Origin of the sequence: Aeribacillus sp. FSL K6-2833, from assembly GCF_037965815.1 — a bacterium.
Classification (GTDB): domain Bacteria; phylum Bacillota; class Bacilli; order Bacillales; family Aeribacillaceae; genus Aeribacillus; species Aeribacillus composti.
In genome coordinates, this window is sequence record NZ_CP150189.1 from 3366776 (window position 1) to 3385404 (window position 18629).

Annotated in this window: 12 protein-coding genes and 1 pseudogene; 2 read left to right on the forward strand and 11 right to left on the reverse strand. The window is 35.9% G+C overall.

The features are described 5' to 3' along the window. Positions 1–93: 93 nt before the first annotated feature. The gene (locus NSQ94_RS16305) at positions 94–732 is read left to right on the forward strand and encodes a YigZ family protein (RefSeq protein ID WP_242009286.1); all 639 of its coding nucleotides are present in this window, start codon (positions 94–96) and stop codon (positions 730–732) included. Positions 733–755: 23 nt separating this feature from the next. Further along, positions 756–1733 (forward strand): LCP family protein, encoded by a 978-nt coding sequence (locus NSQ94_RS16310; RefSeq protein WP_144597244.1) that lies wholly within the window; start codon positions 756–758, stop codon positions 1731–1733. Positions 1734–1847: 114 nt separating this feature from the next. On the opposite strand, the gene NSQ94_RS16315 is transcribed toward NSQ94_RS16310, so the two are convergent. The 11 genes and pseudogenes from NSQ94_RS16315 to NSQ94_RS16365 all read right to left on the reverse strand — a co-directional run bounded on the left by NSQ94_RS16315 (position 1848) and on the right by NSQ94_RS16365 (position 18497). Next, positions 1848–2906, reverse strand: a complete 1059-nt coding sequence (locus NSQ94_RS16315; protein ID WP_066246873.1) for an MraY family glycosyltransferase — start codon at positions 2904–2906, stop codon at positions 1848–1850. A 141-nt stretch (positions 2907–3047) separates the two neighbouring features. Then, positions 3048–4157 (reverse strand): glycosyltransferase family 4 protein, encoded by a 1110-nt coding sequence (locus tag NSQ94_RS16320; RefSeq protein ID WP_339229705.1) that lies wholly within the window; start codon positions 4155–4157, stop codon positions 3048–3050. Then, a complete protein-coding gene (locus NSQ94_RS16325) occupies positions 4154–4912 on the reverse strand; it encodes a WecB/TagA/CpsF family glycosyltransferase (RefSeq protein WP_339229707.1) in 759 nt (252 codons plus the stop codon). The genes NSQ94_RS16320 and NSQ94_RS16325 overlap by 4 nt, the downstream gene beginning before the upstream one ends. 55 nt (positions 4913–4967) lie before the next feature. Beyond that, positions 4968–6146, reverse strand: a complete 1179-nt coding sequence (locus NSQ94_RS16330; RefSeq protein ID WP_339229709.1) for a glycosyltransferase family 4 protein — start codon at positions 6144–6146, stop codon at positions 4968–4970. Positions 6147–6156: 10 nt separating this feature from the next. After that, complete coding sequence (locus NSQ94_RS16335) at positions 6157–7566, reverse strand: O-antigen ligase family protein (RefSeq protein WP_339229711.1); 1410 nt, start codon at positions 7564–7566, stop codon at positions 6157–6159. Positions 7567–7722: 156 nt separating this feature from the next. Continuing rightward, a complete protein-coding gene (locus NSQ94_RS16340; protein WP_339194217.1) occupies positions 7723–9234 on the reverse strand; it encodes a lipid II flippase MurJ in 1512 nt (503 codons plus the stop codon). Positions 9235–9257: 23 nt separating this feature from the next. Continuing rightward, positions 9258–10355 carry a polysaccharide pyruvyl transferase CsaB gene (gene csaB / locus NSQ94_RS16345; protein ID WP_339195657.1) on the reverse strand — a complete coding sequence of 366 codons (1098 nt, stop codon included), beginning with the start codon at positions 10353–10355 and terminating at the stop codon, positions 9258–9260. A 477-nt stretch (positions 10356–10832) separates the two neighbouring features. Further along, the gene (locus NSQ94_RS16350; RefSeq protein ID WP_339194216.1) at positions 10833–13343 is read right to left on the reverse strand and encodes a GW dipeptide domain-containing protein; all 2511 of its coding nucleotides are present in this window, start codon (positions 13341–13343) and stop codon (positions 10833–10835) included. 68 nt (positions 13344–13411) lie between these two features. Continuing rightward, positions 13412–15205: an IS1182 family transposase gene (locus NSQ94_RS16355; protein WP_339229713.1), complete on the reverse strand. Its 1794-nt coding sequence runs from the start codon at positions 15203–15205 to the stop codon at positions 13412–13414. A gap of 702 nt (positions 15206–15907) precedes the next feature. Continuing rightward, entirely contained in the window at positions 15908–16792 is an 885-nt protein-coding gene (gene galU / locus NSQ94_RS16360) for a UTP--glucose-1-phosphate uridylyltransferase GalU (RefSeq protein ID WP_339194214.1), read from the reverse strand. Positions 16793–17215: 423 nt separating this feature from the next. After that, positions 17216–18497 (reverse strand): annotated as a pseudogene (locus NSQ94_RS16365) (IS110 family transposase). Positions 18498–18629: the final 132 nt, after the last annotated feature.

An 18629-nucleotide genomic window follows, 5' to 3' on the forward strand; every position in this document is an offset into this window, starting at 1 on the left:
TATAATATTCTAATGTGAGTGTTTTTTTATAAAAAAAGTCGATTTTTGTCAAAAAAAGTTATGCCGTTTTGTTTCTTCGGAGGTGATACACAATTGCTTTCCTCCTATTATACCGTAGCTGGCTTTGGAGAGCATGAAATCGTGATTCAAAAATCACGTTTTATCTGCTATATTAATCGTGCCAAAACTGAGAAAGAAGCTCAAGAGTTTATTGATACAATCAAAAAAAAACATTGGGATGCCACACATAACTGCTCCGCATATTTAATTGGAGAGCATGACCAAATTCAAAAAGCGAACGACGACGGAGAGCCAAGCGGAACAGCAGGAGTGCCGATGCTTGAAGTGTTGAAAAAGAAACAATTAAAAGACACTGTCGTTGTTGTCACCCGTTACTTCGGCGGGATTAAACTCGGCGCCGGCGGGCTGATCCGTGCATACGGAAAAGCTGTTTCAGAAGCCATTGACCACGTTGGCATCATCGAACGCAAGCTAATGAAAATTATTCGCACTACGTTCGATTACAGCTTTCTCGGCAAAATCGAAAACGAATTGCGCTCGTCTGTCTATAAGCTGAAAGACATCTACTATACCGATCATGTGGAAGTTGAAACATATGTAGAGGAAGGCCGGGTTCAAAGCTTCAAAGACTGGATGACCGATCTCACCAATGGGAAATGTGTGATCAAAGAAGGCGACTTAGTATATTTGGAGGAGAAGGTTAAAAACTAAATTTAAAAAACAAGGAGTTAGACATGAATAGAAGAACGAGAAAAAAGAAAAAGAAAAAAAAATTAAGAGTCTTTGGCTGTTTATTTTTAATCCTGTTTTTAATTGCTGGCGGTTACGCCGTTTATCTATCGATCAAATTAGCTAATGCTTCTTTTCTAGCACAAGAAGATCTGGAGAGAGGAAGGAAATCTGAATTAAGGGAACAACCAGTTGATCCGAAAAAAGATAATTTTTCGGTGTTGTTCATTGGAGTCGATGCGCGGCCAGGTGAAAAGAAAAGCCGATCTGACGCCTTAATCCTGGCATCATTTAATAAAGATGAAAAATCGATTAAAATGGTCAGCATCCCTAGAGATTCAAGGGTGGAAATCCCAGGACATAATCTGGATAAAATTACACACGCCCATGCCTTTGGTGGAAAAGATTTAACGGTTCAGACAGTTGAAAACTTGTTGAATATACCCGTCGATTATTATGTAGAATTAAATTTTAAAGCCTTTATTAATATTGTTGATGCCCTTGGCGGCGTTGAAGTGAACAGCGACAGAGAATTTACTGAGCAAGATAGCAAAGGGCGAAAGAACGCCATTCATATTAAGAAAGGTGTACAAACGTTAAATGGCGAAGAAGCTTTAGCATATGTCCGAATGCGCAAAAAAGATCCATTAGGCGATATCGGAAGAGGCAAGCGGCAGCAAGAGGTTATAAAGGCAATAATTAAAAAGAGTTCATCCTTATCGGCTATCACGAAATACGATGATATTATCGACTCTTTAGGGAAAAACTTAACAACAAATTTCAGCATTGGTAATGTCTTAGCGCTGCAAAAATATTCCGGTTCCATCAGCAGCATTGAATCTTTAACGATTGACGGGCACGACAATCCGATAAATGGAACTTACTATTACCAACTGGAAGAGGATTCTTTGGAAAAAGTTTCAACGGAGTTGAGAGAGCATTTGGAGTACAACGCCATGCTGTCATCAAACCTAGATCAATGATTTCTGTATGAATCAGGCGGGAAGCCTGATTTTTTATTCCTGTAAATGATCATGTGCAAACAAAAAAAGAGATTCGTAATGGAACAAAAATTCATTACAATCTCTTCTGCTTATTTATCGGTTTTTCATATTTTCAACTTTTATTTCTCTAAACAGCTTTAATATCGGTTTGTAATTTGAACCAATTAATCCTGTTATCTCAACCACCAATTCAATGGCAATCAATAAAATCGAAATGACAATTAATGAAACCCACATTGTCGCTTGCGAAAAAATGATGGCTACTCCTCCAAAAATTGCACTCATTGTATAAATGATTAAAACAGTCTCCCTATGTCCAAAACCTAAATTTAACAAACAATGATGAAGATGTGATTTATCAGGAGAAGACAATGGTTTTTTCCTCACGATACGGCGAATAATAGCAAAAAACGTGTCAGAGATTGGCACGCCTAGAATAATAATTGGTACAATAAATGATATAAAGGTGACATTTTTGAATCCCAACAATGAAAGTACAGCAATCATATATCCTAAAAATAATGCTCCAGTATCCCCCATGAAAATTTTGGCGGGATAAAAATTATAGACAAGAAACCCTAACGTACTCCCTAACAAAATTAAACACATGCCGGCAACGAAAAAATCCCCCATAATAATTGCCATCACAAAAATGGTAATGATCGCAATGGATGACACTCCTGCTGCCAATCCATCTAAGCCATCAATAAGGTTGATCGCATTTGTAATCCCGACAATCCATAATAAAGTAATCGGTATCGTAAAAATTCCAAATTCGATCTGGCCTCCAAAAGGCAAATTAATAAATTCAACATCTAAACCATGATAAATGACAATGGATGCAGCTAATACTTGTCCTAATAATTTAAATTTTGGAGATATTTCATAAATATCATCAATTATGCCGGTAATCACAATAATGAAGCTTCCAATTAAAATCGGGATGCTGTATTGGTTTTCCGGCCTTAAAAGTAAAAATCCGACCAAAAACGACACAAATATTCCTAATCCGCCAATTCTTGGCATTAACTTGCTATGTACTTTTCGATTATTAGGTTTATCAACAGCTCCGATTTTAAAAGCAAATTTTTTTATAATTGGTGTTATGAGAACAGAAACGACAAAACAAATGATCAAGGATATATATATCATTAAAATTTTCCTCCTCAACCCTTAATGTAACCACATCTCAAATCTCCATACGCTATAGGAACCGCTAGCAAAAAAATTCCACAACACCATTTTAGATTATACCACAAGTAGCAGACGATCAGCGCAAACCTTTGCACCTTTTCACATAATATCTAATATTTTTTTATAGGTACTGTAAATGCTTTCGGAAAATTTTTGAATCGAATAATTTTTAGAAGCTTTTAAATAAAGCCTTTCACCAAATTCTTTCAATTTTCCCCGTTTTTTTAATGCAGAAGCTTCCATTATAGATCTTTTTAATTTTTCATGATCGCCGATCGGGACAATCCAGCCTAAGCTTTTATCGGAAATTAAATGGTGAACACCGCCGACATTCGTTGTTATGACAGGTATTTTGGCTCTAGCCGCTTCTAAAATGACAAGTGGAAAACTTTCACTAAACGATGAAAGCAATAGTACATCTGCAATTGGCAAAATTCTCTCTACATCTTCTCTATAACCAAGAAAATGGACCCGGTTTTGCAACCCCTCTTTCACAACTTTTCGTTTCAACTCATTTTCTAACGAACCGCTTCCTATCAATAACAGATGGCTTGACGGACAGCTTTGAAGCACCTGTTTAAATGCTTTAAATGCTATAAGGTGCCCCTTTATTTTTTCCAGCCGGGCAACCATCACAATCACAAAAGCATCTTTGCTTAAATTAAACTCCTCCCGCTTATAGGGTGGTTCCAGCGTTTTCGAAAAATCTATTCCATTGAAGATCGTTGTTATTTTTCTTTCTTCGATTTGTAAATCAATTAATATTTTTTTAAAACGTTCGGAAATCGCAAAAATATGATCAGCTCTGCGAAAGGAGAATATATTTAAATTTGAAAGCATTTTTCCGATAAACCCCTTGGCAATAAAATCTTGTCTTGGGTCACTATGAACAGTCACAATCCATTTACAGGGAGTGAATAAGCGTACTAGTGCCCCTATTACATTTGCTCTCGGACCGTGGGTATGATACATATCGACGTGATGCTCACGGATAAATTGTACGATATTTTTTACGATAGTAATATCACATTTCGTTTTTTGTGGAAATAAAACTGTCTTTATCCCCAATTCATTTGCTTTCTCAAGAAGCTTCCCTTCTTCAAAAACGCCTAGAATGAATTCGTCCCTATTGAATTCTTTCAATAATGACAAAATATGAACCATGCCTCCGCCTGTTTCATTTCCAGCATTTAAATGCAGGACTTTCATAAATTTAACCTCATCCTCACATTTTTTTTGAATTTTAACCATATAATTTTGATAAGAAACTGCGGCAATGCTATCATGCGCTTCCAACGGGAAGGTTGTTGAATGAGCCGATAAAGCCATTCAATATTTAATTTTTGCCATAAAACAGGTGCTCTTTTTACTTTTTCAGCCAAAACATCGAAACTGCCGCCAACACCAATAAAAACGCCTTTAGTAAACATTTGATAATATTTAGAAATCCACATTTCTTGTCTTGGAAAACCTAATGCAACCAAAATTAAGTCTGCATCCGAATGAAGAACTTTTTGTGCTATTTCTAGATCGTCCAATTGAAAATATCCATGATGATAACCGACTATTTGAATTTGCGGAAACCTTTCAGAAATTTTTTGAGCCGCCTTTTTTACAACTGCAACTTCTGCCCCAAGTAAAAAAATTTTTTTCTTCCGTTTGTTAATTTCACTTAACAAATCCATCATCAAATCAAAGCCAGCCACCCTCTCCGGCAAATGATCCCGTATTATCCGTGAAGCAATAATTATTCCAATTCCATCCGGTACGATATAATCTGCTGAAAGAACAGTTTTTTGATATTCAGCATCTTTTTGGGCATGCATAACAATTTCCGGATTGGCCGTCACAACAAAGCATTTTTCTTGATAATCCATTTTATCAATAAGCAATTTTGTTAATTCTTCTCTTTTAGTTTTTATAAAAGGTATTCCTAAAATGTTTACTTTTTCTTTCATAGTCATCCCCAAATTCTCATAACCCCTTCTTAGGAAAGTATAGGAATCATTTTATTCTTTTTTAACAAATCTTTTTCAATTGTACTTGATTATATATTTCAGAAACTTTCTTGGCTGCTTCAATATGCGAATATTCTCGTTCAATTTTTTCCCTTGCATGTTTAGCAAGATTTTGGCTTAATTGCGGATCTTTGAGCAATTTTATAATTGCTGCCGAAAGCTCCTCTGGATTTTTTTCTTCTACTAATAGACCATCCTTCTGATCATTAATTATTTCCTTCAATCCACCGACAGCTGAAGCTATGACGGGAGAACCAGATCCCATCGCTTCCAAGGCCGAAATCGATGTCGCCTCTTCTACTCCATAGGAGTGAACGCTGGGTATTAGCACAACATCAGCCGCGGAATAAAGCTGCATCATTTGGTCATGAGGAACAGAGCCTAGTAGCTGAACATGATCTTCTAATTGTAATTGTTGCACTTTTGCTGAAATATTTTCCATTTGCTCTCCTGTGCCAGCATAAACTAATAACGTTTCTGGAAATATTTCTAATACATTAGGGAGTGCGAGTGTTGGATAAATGACCCCGTTTTTCTCCGTCAATCTTCGTGGTACAAATAAGATCTTCCTGTTTTCTGGAAGGCCCAAACGTTTTCGAACTTCTTGTTTATGATATAATTGCGGCTTAAATTCATTTGTATTGATAAAATTTTTTATAACGGTCGCTTTTTTATTCGTTTTATCAAAAATATATTGTTGAATTCTTGTGTCAACTGCTATTAAATGGTCCGCTTTTTCATATGCCTCCTTTTCAATCAGCTGAATATATTGATCTTCTTTACTATCCTTCAAAATTGCTCCCCTGCTGATCGCTTCATATGAAAAATATCCATGTACAGTCGCAACCGTTGGCATGTTTGTTTCAACAGCTGCAAGAGCAGCGTACACATCATGGCAATGGATGACGTCATAACGCTTTTTTGTTTTTTTCAATATCGATTTCAACATTTTTTTCCGTTGGCCATCATTGATCACCTGTCCTTTTCCTTTTTGAATCTTATTAAGTAAATATCCTGGCGCTTGTGCATAAATTTTTTTCAAAATGGGATTCATACTAGAAAATGACAATATATCGACGTTATGCCCAAGCTCTTCTAATCCATTTTTTAAAGTTAGAACATGTGTTGATAAACCACCCTCATGTGGAATGTCAAAAATTGTTGTCATTAAGATATTCATAACTCATCCCCTACATTTTTTGATTGAATGGAAGCGAAAATTTCCTGTGTTTGTTTAATAAGAAGCCCAAGACAATATAAAAATAAAGTGTAAATGTTTTATCTTCCAAAATATTGTAAAATACTGCGGCTGTTGCACCAACAATTAGAAATGCTAATACTATCCATTTTTCCATTTTTTCGCGATTACTGCGAATAATCGTTATGATTACCATTACAAAAAAAAGAAAGAAAAACAAAGCGCCAACTACACCTGATTGAACTAAAATTTGTATATATTGATTATCGGAGTAGATTGGATTTTGAATTCCATAAGCCTTTAAAATCGGAGAACCAAACGCCCATGAGGCTGAATCGCCGTAAGTTCCAAAGCCGGTTCCAATCAGCGGATGTTCTTTAAAAATTTCTATTCCCTTTTTAATAATAAAAATTCTGCCACCTTCTGTGCTTTTTGAAATGGTATCATCTGAAAACATGTCAAAATAACGATTCTCTTTATGTATCTTTTTCTGAGATTGCTCTGCCAGCTGCTTGTCATTAAAATGATTTTCTATATATTCAGCAGTATAAGCAGTCGGCAAAAATATGATAAATAATGCAACCGCAATCACAATGATTTGTGATTTCACTAATTTCCACTGACGTGTTGCAGCAATAAAAACAAGATAAGCAATTGCGAATGAAAGAATCGTACCTCTTGAATAGGTCAATAATACAACGCCAAAAATTAGCGTTGCGATCACATATAAAAGTGGTTTAAAACGATCAAACTTTTTGATTAAATAAAAAATCGAAAAAAATGATATCATTAAATAAGTCGCTAAAATATTCGGATTTCCAGCAAGTCCATAAATGCGAATTCGGTTTGTTTCTGCCAAATCCATTTGAACCCACGCTTCTGGAAGAAGCAATGTGCGTAATGATAGCTTTTCAATTAGGCCATGAACAGATAAAACAGTTGCTAAACAGACAGTCACAAGAAAAAATTGGGCAATGTCTTTTTCAGTAATTTTCAATTCACTAATAATGAACATACATAAAAAAGTAAGTACGAATGCCCTGATTTGAAAAATAATGGGAGTTATCTCCACTCCTGTTATGAATGCTGAAACAACACCAATTAAACAAAAGAGAAGAAAAAAGACTGAAAATAAAAAAGTGCGTCCAAACCGTTCTTTATGTATGATAACTTTTTGTATGACAATAAGGAAAAATAACACACAAATGATTCCGTCCCCTAAATATTTCAATCCCGGGTTCATTTCAATTAAAAATGGGCGAATAGGGAAATAGATGATCAAAACAAAAATGGCAGATTTCCAATTTACCGAAATTAATGCAATAATGAGCAAGGAAATGAAATAGCCAATATATTGATTAGAGGTAAATAAAGCTGCTACCAATAATATTAGCGAAATCATGAACGACGAGTTCCTTAACCGTTCCATCATTATCACCCAATCATCATCTTTTCTAATTTATTATGTTTTAATACCAGTAATCATAACAAACCATTTTTAAGAAATTATTGATTTTTGCAAACAGAGTATTAAAATACCGTAAAGATTTCACCATTATTATTTCATTAGCAGCTTTTTAAAGCGGTTATATCCGTCTCGATAGAAAAAATATATGCCAATTGCATAGACAATAGCTGCAACTATAGAAATGACCAGCAGCTGAAATAATGAATAAACATTTTGTAAAAATGCCGCTCTTCTTATCAAAATAATAACGGCAGCCATCATTACACATGGAACTACAATCCTTACTAAAAGCTGCAAAAGTTTTTTTTGCTCGCTAACGTGAAATTGGCGATAAACGTAAATGATTGTCAAAGCAAGATAGTATAATGAAACAATGGAGCTCGATAAAGCTAAACCAATATATCCAAGTTTTATTGCAAAAAAATAATTTAAAATAACATTGAGCACTATTGTACTTACACTAACTATAAACAGAAATACTGTCTTTTCTTTTACATAGATCGCTTTAGAAACTACCGATTGTGTACCCTGTAATAAAATTAATGGTGCATAATAAATTAAGGCGGCAAACGTTTTTTTCGTATCCGCACTGGTAAATTCTCCTCTTTCATATACAAATGAAATGGCTAAATCCCCCAACAACATTACACCGATTGTTACAGGCAATAAAAATAGCACGGATGATTCAACGCCAAGAAATACGGTTCTCTCAAAGCTTCGATCGTCCTCTGACTTTTCAGACAAAATCGTAAATATAATGGCCGCAATCGTTGTGCTGAAAATAGTGAAGGGAATGCTTACAATTAATGAAGCATTGTTTAAATATGTGACAGCTCCGCTAATTGTACTTGTAGCAAAAATTTTGTCAACGAACATATTAATTTGACCGACTACCGAATTGGCGACTGAAGGGAGAAATAATACAATGATGCTTTTTCGAAATTGCCTCTCTATATTAAAAGTAAATGCCCAATGATAGCCATTTTTTTTTAAATAAAAAAATTGAATGAACACACCCAAAAGGGTACCGATAATAAATCCGTAAATTAAGCTGTAAATTTCTAATGCTTCCGATAATGTCAATGCAAATATTGCGGCAAACAACGTTGGCAGCAATTTTGATACATGAGCAGGAATAAAACTTCTTTTGCTTTGCAAATACGTATCCAAAATTCCGCTTAATACAATTAAACTTATAAAAGGCAGGAAAATCGCGGTTATTTTTACAGCTACATGTTCTGTTACTGCATTCATAGCCGGAAATAAAGTTTTCAAAATGATTGGATAGAAAGGAAATACAACAATCGATAAGCATAAAAAAAGGAAAACTGTATAATTTAATACAGCATTTGCATTTTGATCTGCTAATTGGCTATTTTTGTTCTTCTCTTTTATATATATTGGTAAAAAGGCATGATTAAATCCGCTAGAAATCATTGCTACGACTAATGTTATGAAAGAAAAAGCAATTAAATAGCCATCCGTATATTCATTTGCTCCAAACTCCTTGGCCATGATACTTTCTCTTAAAAAACCGGAAAGCTTCAAAACAATAGCCAAGATCGTTGACCAAATCGCCGCTTTTTTGAGTGTTGACATCATGACACCTTCTTTGCCATAAACATTTACAAAAAGTTTTCTTTCATGAGATAAATATTCCTTTTTGCTTCCTGCTGCAAATCTTGAATACTTTTTGTTAATTTCATTTTAACGTTTTGTTTCTCCATCAATATTGCCCGGAAGTTTTCCAGCAAGCGCTGCTTTTCAAGATTTTCCATTGAAAAAGAATAACACCACAATCCGGTTCTTTCCAGAAAGTTTTTTACCTTCGGATCATAACTTATTCCAATATGCGGTGTCCCCATTTTGGCGGCAAAGATAAGGAAATGAAGCCGCATACCAATCGCAATTTTGGCATGCCTAAAAAAATATAAATATTGATGCGGTTTAAAGTCAGTGCTCAAAATATAGCACTTATCACGGTTCTTCATTAAACCCATCACTTTTTCAGACTGTATCCTGTCATGTTCTCCCTCCATTGGAACAAAGACGGGCGTGAATTGATCCTTTTCAATTAATTCATCAAGCGCGTCCGCTAAAACTTGAAATGCCTGATGATGACGAAACCATGGACGAACTGAGACAGCAATAATTTTTTCTTTACCTGTTAACGGTAAACTTTTATAACAGGCATCATCCTGCTTTATTTTAAAAGCAAACACAATATCCGCCGTTACGACTGTTTTCGGCTTATTTATCCCCAATTTTATAAGCAAATCCTTTGAAAACTCATCCCTTACTGTTATAAAGTCTGCCATATTTGCAAATATTTTCATTAAAATTTTTGCCCATCGGGTTTCAATCGGCCCGATACCTTGGGAAAAAAACATTACCTTCGTTCCACACAGCTTCGCTAAAAACACAATTAATAAATAATATGGCAAAGGTCCAAATAAAAATTTTGTCGAATATGTATCCTGCAAAAGCCCTCCGCCTCCACTTAACAATAGATCAGCCTCGCGAAGTGTCTGAATCTTTTTTAGAAAATCACGACGCCAGCCTCTATATATACTTTTTACTTGATGCTTCCGTGAGGTCTCTTCAGGGGACAGTGAAAAAACAGTTATATTAATCGGATCAATTTCCTCCCTTAAATTATCGATCATTGATTCCAATATAGCTTCATCTCCCGTATTCCCCGCACCGAAAAACCCTGATATCACGACCTTCAAACACAACCCCTCCAAAAATGTGAATATTTATGTGCTGATATGATATTATTTTACAATTGAAGAAAGCTCAAAATATGGGATTTAAAAAATTTTTACAATAAATTAATATTAACGCAAACAATTATGATTCATTATTTCCTTTCAAAATTAATGGTAACCTCATTTAATAAACAAAACCCTTAAAAAGTTAACTATCAGTTAGTTTATCTTTAATTATTTTTCGAATCTAAAAATAATGAATAAATTAAAAAAATCCCCTTACTAGGAATTTTCACAACCTAGAAAGGGAATTCTTTATAAAGAATACTGTCGAGTTTACAATTTCGATTAGCCCACAACCTGAAAGTTGCCAGCATGCAACATCTGCTTTCAAGTAAAATCTATAATTACAAGCGTCAGTGAAGAAAAACAACTCATTTATCTTCACTGATTTCATTTTAGGGCTTATCGGACAGTACTTTGAACCACTTACCTCTTTATGAAAGATTCATGTATCCAAACTATTTTTCCATCTAACCTTCCGCGATACCATGTGTTTTTCCCAACAGTTTCAGTCAAATGTACTTCGAAAGCCTTTCCTTTATATTGGGAAAGATTTTCATAGACTAAATCTTTCTTTCCACCCCAAGCCTTGCTATAGGCGCTACCGATTCCTTTGATCGTAAACAATTTTGCTTGTTTGTCTACTGCTTTGTGGGTATTTACAGACATATTTTTTGCTTGTACCCATCCGACTATACCATTTATACTGCTTGGCTCTAAACTAATTAAATAATACAAATCTCCATTAAAGGTCGCTTGTTTTTTAATATAGTATACTCGGTTGGTATACTCTACGCCTGAAGTAATGGCTGTCGATGGATCACCTAATGTTTTGTAAATTTTCACTTGTCGTGTCCGAATATGCCCTAGCTTGCTTGTAGTTCTTGTAGCAGCTAGGTTGACCGAGTGAATCCATACTTTTTTATTATCTAAAAGACCTCTGTACCAAGTGTTGTTACCAACTTTTTCTGTAAGGTCAACTTTGAATTCTTTTCCCTTATAATCTGATAAGTCTGTATAAACAATATTTTTCTTACCACCCCAAGCTTTATTATAAGCACTACCAGTCCCTATGATTGTAAACAATTTTGCTTGTTTGTCTACTGTTTTGTGGGTATTTATGGAAACATTTTCTGCTTTTACCCATCCGACTACACCATTGGAGCTGCTCGGTTTTAGACTAAGCAAATAGTACACTTGGCCATTCACAGACGCCTGTTTTTTAATATAGTACACTTGATTAGTATATTCTGCACCTGATGTAATGGCTGTCGATGGATCACCTAATGTTTTATAAATTTTCACTTGTCGTGTCCGAATATGCCCTAGCTTGCTGGTGGCTGTTTCTTGGGCTTTTGTCACATAACTTGAATGAATAAATACCGTTTTGCCGTTTAATGTTCCGCGGTACCAAACATTCTTTCCTACATTTTCCGTCAAATGGACACGGAAAACCTGATCTGTAAATTGGGAAAGATTTTCATAGACTAAATCTTTCTTTCCACCCCAAGCTTTCCGATAAGCGCTGCCGGTTCCTTTGAGATAATAGGTTTTTCCCTGTTTATCCACTGTTTTATGACTGTTAACCGCCATGTTTTCTGCCCTTACCCAGCCAACTACTCCTGATGTACTGCTTGGGTTTAAACTTATCAAATAGTATTTTTGACCAGTGACAATTGCTTGCTTTTTAATATAATACACTTGGTTTGTATATTGTGATCCAGCTTTAAAACTTGATGTACTATCCCCTATTTTTTTGTGAATTTGCACATTACTATTGCGGATATGTCCGAGCAGGCTTGTTGCATATTGTTTAGATAAATAATTTGATTGGATCCATATTTGTTTACCATTTAAACTTCCTCTGAACCAAATCGTGTTTCCAACTTTTTCTGTTAAATTGACGACAAATTGTTTCCCTTCAAATGCAGATAACGTATTATATATGATATTTTTTTGGCCTCCCCAAGCCTTATTATAAGCTTTGCCTGCACCTGTAACTACAAACTCCTGTTTATTATTTTTAATGCCCACATGTTCTTGAACAGTTAGATCTTGTGCCTTGACCCAACCCACTAATCCTTCTCGATTACTTGGTTTTAAACTCAATAAGTAATATTTTATTCCATTTAAGCTGCTTTCTTGTTTAATATAGTAAACTTGATTTGTATATTTTTCTCCAGCAACCATATAATTTGCTGGATTAAGTGGATTAGGGTAGATACGCACGTTTCGTGATCGAATATGTCCTAGTTTGCTAGTATATTGCTTTCTCTTTGCAGTTAGCTCATTATACTTTTGTTTAACAAGTGTTACAAATTGATTCCAATTATATCCCCACTTTTGAAAATATCCATGGGGATCAACATGATCCGTACCGCCTAAATGGATGCTGACTGCTCTGTGTGACCATAATGTTCCCTGGCCAGCGGTTTCAGCACTTGTAACACCTAAATTATATCTATATAAGATATTTGCAATGTAGCTAGCATAGTTATTAATAGATCTAGCAAACTGATCAAAGGTCTTAACTCTTACTAATTCTACGTGAACAAAGCGAGGATTGGCATATTTTCCTGCACCCCAAGCCTTTAAGTCAGTTGGATGAATTTCAATAATTCTTGAATGGTCAACAAAAGCATGGACAAATGCATTATTATAGTGTCTTACCATATAATTAATTTCATTTGTTATTGACGAATTATCATTTGCCGTTTCATGAGCCACTACGCCTTCTACTCGACCATAGCCATAACGATAATTCATTTTAGGAAATATCATGATATGATTATATTCTGTTCTAGCTACAGGTAATTTTTTCGAATTAATGTAACGATTGACGTCTGGATAGCTTTTAGCTTCTGCATAAGATGGAGCTATAAAACTAAAAATAATTACAATAAAAATTGAAAAGAATGCTATAACAAAATTCTTCATATTACCTCCTACTTCCCAAACTTTTACTCTATATTATTTTATCGGCCAATTTTCCCAAAAATAAAGAACTAAAAAAAGGGGCTGTCCGATAAGTCCCTAAAATGAAGCAAGTGGAGAAAAACAATTCGTTTCTCTCCACTTGCTTTTATATTTTTTCGATTTTTATCTGAAAGTAGCTGGCGGATGCCGGCTACTTTCAGTATGTTGTGGGCTAATGCCACAATCCCAAACTCAACATGTACCTTGTCGAGGCCCCGCAAAGAAAATCTGCGGAACGACCGATTGCCCTTGATGTGACCGAACACACTTTCTGCCTCGACTTTGCGTCGAGCGTAGATTGCGGCTTTCTCTTCACATTCAAGGGCTGTTTTGGCCTTTGCTTTCATTTCTTCGAAGATGGGATTCCAGTGAACTTGACGATTTCCCTTCGCTTTTGTGCATTTCGCTTTCAATGGGCAATCGGTACAATCTTCACATTCGTATATTTTGAAGCTTTGTTCATAGCCAGATGGATTCTTTTTGTTTTGGTATTTTTTAAACGTTACTCTCCTTCCATTCGGGCAAATAAAACAATCCTCCTCTTCACAATAGGTCCAGTTTTTGGCATTTTTAATGTCTTTTTTGTATGTACGTGTTTGTTCTTTTACATAGCTCCCATAAGGAATTAGAAACTCAAAACGGGGCTCTTTCTCATCACCAACTGCATATACATAGTTTTCTTCACTACCATAGCCTGCATCCGCAATGACCGTTTTGGGCATCGGTAATGAACTGGAGGCTAGCTTCTCCATATGTGGGATAAAGCAACGTGTATCGGTCGGTCGTTGATGAATGGTATAAAACAAGATAAACTGATTCTCTGTCCCCATTTGCACGTTGTATCCGGGCTTGAGCTGACCGTTTTTCATATGGTCTTCTTTCATGCGCATGAAGGTTGCGTCTTTGTCTGTTTTCGAGTAGCTGTTACGGTCACCGAACATTTCCTTTTGTTCCTTGTATCTTGCCATTCGGGGCAGGAAATCTTCACGAATTTGTTTCACCGATTTCTTTAATTGACTGCGTTTTTTTCGCTTCTCTTTCCGAATGGATGTATCGGTCTCCTTTTCGATTTCTTCCGTTAGCGTTTCAACTTTTTCTTCTATTTCTTTTGCGATTTCCTCCAGGTTTTGTTCGGTGATCTCTGTATGTTGATCGCTTTCCTTTTGCCCTGTTCCGGCTTCTAATTGGGTTAATTCATGAATGTGCTTTAGTGTTTCTTGGATTTTTTCTTTTAATTTCTCTTCGAATTTCAAAGTGGATTTTTTCCACACAAAAGAATACTTATTGGCATCGGCTTCGATCTTAGTGCCATCCAAAAAGTAGTTTTCCATCGTGATGTAATGTTCTTTTATCAATTTGAGAATCATGACTTCAAAGAGCTCATCCATTAAAGCTTTCATCCGTTCCCCTCGGAACTCATTAATGGTGCGAAAATCTGGTTGTTGCATCGCTGAAAGCCACATGGCAGGAATATTTTCTTTAACGAGTTTTTCGATTCCTCGGCAGGAATAAACCTTTTGAGAATAAGCATACAGAATGATTTTCAGCATCATTTTGGGATGATAGGAACTTCTGCCGCCGCCTTTATAATGAGAAAACAATTGTTTATCTGGTATCGCCTCCACCATTTCGTCCACGACACGTGCCACGTGATGTTCGGGTATAAGAGATTCAATATCATAAATCATTTGAACTTGACGGTTGTCATATGGTTTGAAAGTAGGGGCTAAATTTCTTTTGGCAGGAGTTTTTTCTTCTTTTCCATCTAGAGGAAGTGTCATTTGTGTGTTATAATTTTCACGAGTAATCATTTGATTGCTCATAAAAAATCGTCCTTTCTGTAATGTTGTGTGGTAACTTCATTTTACTAGAAAGGACGATTTTTTTGTGCATTTTTTTTAAAAAGTGAAAAAATGAGGGGCTCCAAAAAGTCAGTTACCCTGACTTTTTGGACAGCCCCTTTTTTATCACTTATTTTTTATACTCCGGTATTTCAAGAACCAAAGTATACGAATCTAGTAATTTGTACATATTTTACATACTAGCTGTTTGTTTATATGCCCAACCGATATCTGTAGCATATTGCTTTCCGTATCTTTTGTTTACATCAGCAAAATCAGGATCCCATCGCATTTTATATAAAGTGTCCCGCCCATCGTAAACATACTTTTAAGCAATAAACTTCGCACCGCATTTTATTTATAACATTTTGTTAATAATAATGTTCTTCAAACATTCACTGGAGCACTTCATGAGTTTCGGCAAATCCTCGCAACTTTCGTCTTGCCCATTTCTCGATAAAAATCTTGAATGGTCAAATACAGCGGCTTCTAAGCTGCTAAACTGTTCATGACACTTCCGAATCTCTTTGATCAAACTTTCACACATATAAAAAGGTGTGCACCCAAACAATTGACATAGAACCTATTAAAAACATCCGTTGTCTAAGACAACGGATGTTGAATAAATTTGTTTTATTAGCTTTTTCGTTCAGAATTTGTACTCTCATTTAATCAATACCACTGTTACAAAGTAATTTTTTCCTTTTCAAACAATTCTTTAATAAACTGTGTAATCTGTGGCTTTAATTCCTTATCCCTTAAAGCAAATTGTAATGTCGTTTTTACAAATCCAATTTTCTCACCGACATCATATCGTTCACCTTCAAAATCATATGCAAACACACGCTGAATTTTGTTCAGATCTTGAATGGCATCAGTTAACTGAATTTCTCCTCCTGCTCCGACTTTTTGCTTATCTAAAAAATGAAAGATTTCAGGTGTTAGCACGTATCGTCCCAAAATAGCTAAGTTTGATGGTGCTGTACCTGGTTCAGGTTTTTCTACAAAGTTTTTTACTTGATATAGTCTTCCATCATTGGATAATGGATCAATTATCCCATATCTGTAAGTTTCATCCTCAGGAACTTGTTGAACTCCAATAATGGACGAAAAAGTTTGATTATATTGATCAATCAATTGTTTGAGCGCAGGAACATCATTTTGGACAATATCATCACCAAGGAGAACGGCAAATGGTTCATCACCAATGAAATTACGAGCACACCAAACCGCATGCCCTAAGCCTTTTGGCTCTTTTTGGCGGATATAATGTATGTTAGCAAGATTCGATGAATACCGAACTTTTTCCAACAAGTCATATTTTCCTTTTTCCTCCAAACTGCGTTCCAATTCCAAAGCATTATCAAAATGATCCTCAATAGCCCTTTTAGTTTTACCTGTAACAATGATAATATCTTCAATACCAGATGCTACCGCTTCCTCGACAATATATTGAATCGTCGGCTTATCCAAAATAGGTAACATTTCTTTTGGCATTGCCTTTGTAGCTGGCAGGAATCGTGTTCCCAAACCAGCTGCCGGTATAATTGCTTTTCGTACTCTTTTCAAAATGAATGCCTCCCTCTATATACTTTAATTTTCTCCCGAATACTCCCGTCTTCTCTAAATTTCATTGACACCTAATAGTTGATCCACCGAAAATCATGGTGATAAATTGAATTTCTTTAAATTCCTTACAGATGGGGGACATCCTATCAACCAAACTGGTATTGTTTAGTAATAACAGTTATGACCGTGCGCAAAATCTCCACTCATCTCACGGTCGCTAACCCTCCCATGTATCACCGGATTGAGATCCATACATTCCTTCGTCCTGCGTATCCATGAGGTGGAGGTCGGATAAGCTCCTCGGCTGGGTCATAAGCCCGTATGGTAAAAATAAACTCCGACTCGGCACTATTGGTGTTTGTCTTTAGAAATACTTGAAGTATTCGATCGTAATTTAGTTAATATGTTGGTTAATAAATCGGTTTAAGCAACTTGTAAGGTAATTTGAGGTAACCCTCGCAATAATTTTGAACCATCAAATTCACACTGTTTTTGACCAATGACAAATAAGACACGTAATAGCTTACAACACAAAGCAATGAGGGACTGTTGCTTTTTTAAAGGCCTTTCAGATCGTTTTGTATAGTATTGATGTAAAGCTTTAAAAGTTGGATTATGGGCAACGAGTGGCCGAATCGCTAAGTACATAGCTTTACGCAGCCTGCTTCGTCCCCGTTTCGTTATTCTGGTTTGTCCTTTAAATGTTCCAGAACTATGCTCACGTAATGAAAGGCCTGCCAGATTAACTAATTGCTGAGGGTGACTGTACTTTGTGAGATCACCCACTTCAGCGAAGAATAGAGCGACTGTTGTAACACCTAACCCAGGAATATTCATCATTTGCTTAGCACCTGGGATCGTTTCTACAAGAGCTTCTAGCTCCTGATCCAACTCTTCCAACTGCGTTTGATAAAGCTCATATTGGTCAATCAGATATTCCATTTCACGTTTGGTAAACTGAATCCCGATTTGAATTCCAATGCTCTTTTTGGCCGTTTCTACTAGTTTCGTTGCTCGCTTCATTCCAACTGCTCGTTGTACAAATGGCTTCCATTTTGAGAGAACCTCTTCAGGTGTCATTTCTTTCATTTGAGAAGGAAATGGAAACAGTTTTAGCGTGCAAAGAGCTGCTTTTCCTTTCCAATCTCCGAAAACATCGAAAAACTCCGGAAAATAACGTTGAATCAAATTTTGAATACGTCCTTCTGTGATGGCAAGCTGTTGAGTGAGCTGATCTCTTATTTTGACGCCTTCTCTTAGTTCCGCGTAAATACCGTCCTAAGAGATTTGGTACGGAGTATCGGCCGTCTTTTATCAGCTGTGCAATCACTCTGGCGTCTTTTGTATCGTTTTTTGTTGGAGAGTTGTCATCAAGCTCTTTGCTTTTCTTTACATGCATCGGATTGACTAGCACAAAGTCATAGCCCTTTGCGGTAAGAAAATAAGCGAGATTTAACCAGTAAGGTCCGGTTGGTTCAACCCCAAAAATCACATGGTTCTTATCATTTTCTTGTTGGTGTCGATTCACCCAATCTAAAAGCATTTGGAAACCATGTATGCGATTTTCAAAGATCAAGCGTTTTCCAAATTCAATTCCTCGATCGTCTTGTGCCCGTGCCACGTGTTTGTCTTTGGCAATATCAATGCCGATTATTAATGTTGATGGTGTGATTTGCGAGATTTTTCGATTTTGAGTATAATTCATTATTGAGTCCTCCTTGGTAACTTATTAATTCGGGGGCAATGCATTGACACCCTGTACTATACCAAGAGGGCTCTTTTTGTTTCAAACCTCAAATTTCTTCATTACAGGAATGCTCCTTGAATAATATAAAAA